General features: G+C 44.9%; 2 protein-coding genes and 1 pseudogene. All 3 read right to left on the bottom strand.

The annotated features are described in order from the left end of the window. Positions 1-9 precede the first annotated feature (9 nt). Positions 10-147, bottom strand: a complete 138-nt coding sequence (locus tag MLE13_RS17790) for a hypothetical protein (protein ID WP_240751103.1) — start codon at positions 145-147, stop codon at positions 10-12. After that, positions 140-427, bottom strand: a complete 288-nt coding sequence (locus MLE13_RS17785; protein ID WP_240751102.1) for a helix-turn-helix domain-containing protein — start codon at positions 425-427, stop codon at positions 140-142. The genes MLE13_RS17790 and MLE13_RS17785 overlap by 8 nt, the downstream gene beginning before the upstream one ends. Positions 428-440: 13 nt before the next feature. Continuing rightward, a pseudogene (locus tag MLE13_RS17780) lies at positions 441-1,059 on the bottom strand (hypothetical protein); the annotation flags it as partial.

Raw genomic sequence — 1,059 nt, 5'->3', positions numbered from 1 at the left:
ATTCCTTTCTTATTCTGATGCTTTCAATAGTTCCGCATTGATTAATTGCATAAGCTCATTAATTTCGCGATTGCAGTTAGTGCCGCCATTTCGTAGAATAGCAAGCGCGTGCAAATATGCGATTAGTTCCTGCAATCTGTTATTCATTGGCGCCGCCCTCCTCGTTTTTGTATCCTTCGATATTCTTCTTGTGGTGAATCGTAACGGAGCGGAGCTTATTCGGCGTTAACGCAAAGGCTTCTACGATGCGCGCGCTCATTTTCTCGCTAATTTTAAGCTCGCCGGTTTCGATGCGATGAATAGATACGAAGCTGACGCCAACTTTTGCGGCAAACTCTTTTAAGCTCATTGCGTGGAATTGGCGTAAGCGGTAGACGTTTTCTTTCGTTAGGTGAATTTGTTTCGGTTGTTTCGTTGTGTTCTTCATGCGTGTTTCCTCCTTAGTTATTTGCGCCTGTTTGCGGCGCTTGCTTAAACATTAAGTTGACATGCGCGAGCGCTTCGCCATTGCCGCCGAATACGACTTTCGGATTGACTACGGTTCTTTTCTCGCGGCGGTTATCGGCATCTTCGTAGAATAGAAAGGCGGGTCTGCCATCTACTTTTACCGCATTCATTGCCGTTTTGAGCTTCTGCGGATTCTCATATTCAAGCGTCATTGCTAAGTGTCGTAACGTCATAGGTCTAATGCGTTCCATGTCGCGCTCTTCCGGGTTAAACGCAATGGTATTCGACTGAACGTTAATGAATGGCAATACTGAATAGATAAGCCCCAACTGCGTTAACTGCTTGCCGTCAAACTCTTCATACAGGCGACGAACCGTTGAGCGGAATACGCGCGTATATTCTAAGTCGCTTATATCTGCGCCTATTTGCTTTATATCGCCGCGATAAATAACGGAGGCATTCATAAAAATATCTTTGGTTTCGGCATCTTCCGTTAAAATGCCTTCTCTTTCTAATCGCTTATAAAACTCTGCAAACTTATTGCGCGACATTCCGCAAAGCTCCTTCAATTGCTTCTTAGATATTCGGCGCCCATTTTCGTATTGTAGCCGC

It is taken from the genome of Planococcus halocryophilus (genome assembly GCF_022489025.1).
In the GTDB taxonomy this organism is placed as follows: Bacteria; Bacillota; Bacilli; order Bacillales_A; family Planococcaceae; genus Planococcus; species Planococcus halocryophilus_A.
This window is presented reverse-complemented; position numbering and strand designations above follow the sequence as displayed.

Excerpts from the sequence above, each read along its gene's own strand:
- MLE13_RS17790 (WP_240751103.1), bottom strand. The coding sequence starts at position 147 with ATGAATAACAGATTGCAGGAACTAATCGCATATTTGCACGCGCTTGCT.
- MLE13_RS17785 (WP_240751102.1), bottom strand. The coding sequence starts at position 427 with ATGAAGAACACAACGAAACAACCGAAACAAATTCACCTAACGAAAGAA.